5 protein-coding genes are annotated in these 3,982 nt (G+C 43.1%); all 5 read right to left on the minus strand.

Translation table 11 applies throughout. The features are described 5' to 3' along the window. On the minus strand, window positions 1–265 hold a 265-nt coding region (locus COV52_02050; protein PIR11797.1), incomplete at its 3' end, for an IS30 family transposase. 249 nt (window positions 266–514) lie between these two features. Then, window positions 515–781, minus strand: a complete 267-nt coding sequence (locus COV52_02055) for a hypothetical protein (GenBank protein ID PIR11798.1) — start codon at window positions 779–781, stop codon at window positions 515–517. Then, the gene (locus tag COV52_02060) at window positions 774–1,628 is read right to left on the minus strand and encodes a general secretion pathway protein GspA (GenBank protein ID PIR11799.1); all 855 of its coding nucleotides are present in this window, start codon (window positions 1,626–1,628) and stop codon (window positions 774–776) included. Before COV52_02060 ends, COV52_02055 begins: the two co-directional genes overlap by 8 nt. A 1-nt stretch (window position 1,629) precedes the next feature. Continuing rightward, the gene (locus COV52_02065; protein ID PIR11800.1) at window positions 1,630–3,087 is read right to left on the minus strand and encodes an IS481 family transposase; all 1,458 of its coding nucleotides are present in this window, start codon (window positions 3,085–3,087) and stop codon (window positions 1,630–1,632) included. Window positions 3,088–3,174: 87 nt separating this feature from the next. Further along, window positions 3,175–3,750 (minus strand): hypothetical protein, encoded by a 576-nt coding sequence (locus COV52_02070; protein PIR11801.1) that lies wholly within the window; start codon window positions 3,748–3,750, stop codon window positions 3,175–3,177. Window positions 3,751–3,982: the final 232 nt, after the last annotated feature.

Raw genomic sequence — 3,982 nt, forward strand, 5'->3', positions numbered from 1 at the left:
GTCTGACGAGCCCATTTGTATTTTCATTTAATCCTCGCTCCCAGGAGTGATATGGCTTTGCAAAATAAACATTGGCACCAAGTGTGTCAGCCATTTTTTCATGTGATGAAAACTCTTTTCCATTGTCTAGTGTGATCGTGTAAACCAAATCAGCAATAGGCAACATACGCTGATTAATGCCTTCAATAACAGCCTTAGTCGTTTTATTTTTAGCTTTAGCAAGAACAGTGTAACGGCTCTTTCGTTCGACCATGGACGCAATCACAGCGCCACCATCATGCGATCCAATGATGGTGTCTCCTTCCCAATCACCAGTGCGTTTACGGCTGTCTACGATCGCAGGACGTTGATCTATGTCTACACGGCTTGGAATAGCGCCACGCGCTGATTGAGTGCAATCTCACTATTTGATGGTCGATTAACCACAATAAATGATGGGCAATCAAAATTTTTTTGACACAAAAAAACGCAGCATTTCTGCTGCGCTCGTATAACAATCCATCACTCAATTTGATTAAAATGGAATTTGGTCATCAAACAAGTCAGCGGTCTGATTAGTCGCATCGCCTGCATCGTCCTCATTCAAAGAACGTTGATCACCCTGTATACCATGAAGAAAATCAGGACCATCAGGCGAGTCTTTACTGCGATCATATCTGCGTAGCTGCTTGTAATAATGCGCATTAAACGCAAATGTTAAGTTTTGTAAAAACTCATAAATCTTGGTGATTGATTCATCATCCAAAATCGGCGCTTCAACAATCAATACGGGATTATCCACGAGTACCTCCCACCACATTTTTTTGTTTTCGAGCAGGCTGCTTGACTGCAAAACACTCCAGATACAGTTTTTCATCCAACTGCGCTTTTTCTTGCTGCGCTGCTACTGCGAGCAGCTCTGCTGCCATTGTGCACAGCGCACGATAATTACCCATGGCATGATCACACAATGTTCGCATTAATTCTTTTGTCATTAAATCGGGATTGCCAGCACTTTCTAACAAATGCATGAGACTTTGCATAAGTTGGTTGGTATCTGCATATTCCGTATTAAAACGCATTCTGATTCGACTACCTAACGGCACCAATTCATCATGCCGTAGCTTGTCATTTAAACGCTGATCCCCTGCAAGCACGATACTGAGTAATAATCGCGAATCAAATTGTGCGCTCGTTAATAAGCGCAACTCATTTAACACGCTGATCGGCATCTCCTGTGCTTCATCGATAAAAAGAATCGGGCGCAGTAGAGCACTCTCTAAATGCTGCTGCCAACGCTCTCTTAGCCCTTTAAAACCACCCCAGCGATTATGCGCTGATAGCGTAACGCCAAAAATATCCCCCATTTCTCGATAAAAATCTGATAATCGTGCTGATGAGTGCGTCAGTACGCCGACTTGAACATCACGCAGCGCCGTTAATTTGTCAGCAAGCAACCGAAGTGCTACGCTTTTTCCAGTACCAGGATCACCGCTTATCAGTGCAAAACCACCTTCACGAATAAAAGTATGCTCGATACGCCAACAAAAGCTTTCAAGCCCTGCGTAGGCATGTATGGCATCAACTGGAACGTCTGGCGTAAATGGATTGTACTTTAAGCCATACAGTGCTGTTAACCTTGGTTTCATTTTACATTTCCTCTTTTTCTTTTGTTGATAAATAAGCCGGCGGAAACCCCGTTGCTGAATATTGCGCCATTAAGTCTTTGAGCAATGGCGCAATGCCTGTGGGTGGTGTGTCGTGTTGTGGAGTGTTATCGCGCACAAGGGTGCGTCGAACACTGTCTGCATTTTTTGATTTATCTTGCGGATACAGCGTTGTTAAAAAACTATTGCTGTGCGGATCAATTAAAATGGCAGAACTTAAATCCCATCTGGCATAACGCACCGTTAAATTTTCCAGATGACGATACTGCGATGGTATTTCAAAACGACATCCATTAATCGTCAATGTTCCATCTGATCTGCGCTGACGTCTTTTCACTTCCTCGCAAAATGCATGTTTTAATACGAGCATTTCAGGACAAGCTCGTCCTACATTTTTTTCATTTAAATATCGATCAAGCGGCGTTGCTGCAATTTCAGAATGAACCTTGCGATGATATTCAAATTCAATCCAAGCAATCGTGGCATTATTTAAAAGCGATAACGTCAGTTCAGATTCACCCTCGAGCATCGCCATCAAACGACCTTCCACTTGCGCCCAAAACACTTCTTGTTTCGCATTTTGATAAGGACTGTACGGCAATGTGGGTTGATGCAAGATAGAAAGACGCTCTAATCCTTGCGTAAATTCAGCAGATATCATCGCAGAGCCGTTATCGCTCATGAGGGCGCGTGGTAGTGCGCGTTTTTGCAATGCTTGCATAAAGCCATGCACTAAGCTTTCTGCTGTCTCATCCAAATACCACTGTGCATGACAAATGAGACGTGAATGATCGTCTAATATGGCAAGTAACAATGGCTTGCGCCATTTCCCATCTTTATCCAGTATGTTTCGTGATCCGTGGTGAAAATCTAGATGCCACAATGCATTGACGTGTTCCACTTCGTAACTGCGTACTTCGCGTGATTCCAATCTTTCAGTGGCGATAACAGCCCCTGCAGTCTGTCTTTGTTTGACAACACGCCGCTTTGTAAAACCCTGTGATTTCATGTAGCGAAAAATCGTGCTATAGGATGGTTCTGGGACAGGCGGGATCAGTTGTTTTGCGATTGTTGCCAAATTATCGCGATGTAGTTGGTAGCTCCAGCCTGGATGTTCTCGATACTGGTTTTTTACAGCCAATTTTAACTCAGAACTCAATGCACGTGTGTGCGCCGCATCACTGCGACGTTTCACGCGAAGTCGCTCTATGGGATCTTGGCTTCGTTTTGCCGCATAATACCAGCGCTCTAGGGTTGAAACAGAAAAAGAAATTGGATCCCCCGTGATTGGATTTTTCCATTGTTTTTTTGACAACTCCGTTAATTCTTGTTTCAAGCACCCACTTTCAGGCGGCGCCGACAGCAAGGGCCCAATAATCGAAAAACGAAAACGAGCCCAGCTTGCATGATTACTTTGTGCATTCTGTTTGTTTGTAGCCATAAAACCTCTCAATGTGTGTTGAGCGCTAAGGCTACTTGATGTGATTTTTTGATTAAAGCTGCAAACTCTGCGTAAATATTTCTCCCATTAAATTGCGCGTAAAATACCGCTTGTGAGCGGTGATAAAAAAAGTAAGAACAACAGCATTTTTTCTTCAACGTTGCCGGTGTAAAAATTGAATATCGCACGGGGAAATGATCCCTGTGTGATATCATTACCAGGCGGCAGTTTTCCTTTTGCTTGGCTCCAAAACTTTGTAGCGACAAATTCATCACGCCACCATTTTCGCCAGCGTCTCCAGGTGGATTCGCGAACAACGATCCCGAAATGTTTTTCTATTAACGCAATGCGACGTTTGCTAATCCCACATATCATGATTGAAATAAAAATGTGTAGTGGCGCTGGATACCACCTGCGTCCAAAGAATCTGGCAGATGGGGGTGTAGTTCGTTTACGACAATCTTTGCAGCAAAAGCTGGTGCGTTTAGCATACTGATCACGGAATGCCTGGCTGATGCCCATTGGGCTACGAGGATAGTCTGACTGATGTAATTTTCCGCCGCAAAGAATACAACCTTTTTCAGCGCAAATGTTCGCTAATTCTCGGTCAATTTTAATCAAATGCGCATGAAATCTGGATTTATGTAGAAAATTCTGAGACATTGGGGTTCTCTTTTTGTGTGGTAACAAAAGAGAACCTCATCGGGAGTTTTTAATCAAGCTCCTTGATGGGGTTTTATATTAAACCATTATGTAATGTGGTTAGAATGATGGGGAAAAGCGTTAGATAATTTGATTAGGCTGATTATTTACACAACAAATATTGTTGAATCGCTCAATGGCACATTGCGAAAAGCCGTTAGAAATAGAGGTCATTTTTCAACAGAAGATGCTG

It is taken from the genome of Gammaproteobacteria bacterium CG11_big_fil_rev_8_21_14_0_20_46_22 (assembly GCA_002796245.1).
Classification (GTDB): Bacteria; Pseudomonadota; Gammaproteobacteria; order UBA12402; family UBA12402; genus 1-14-0-20-46-22.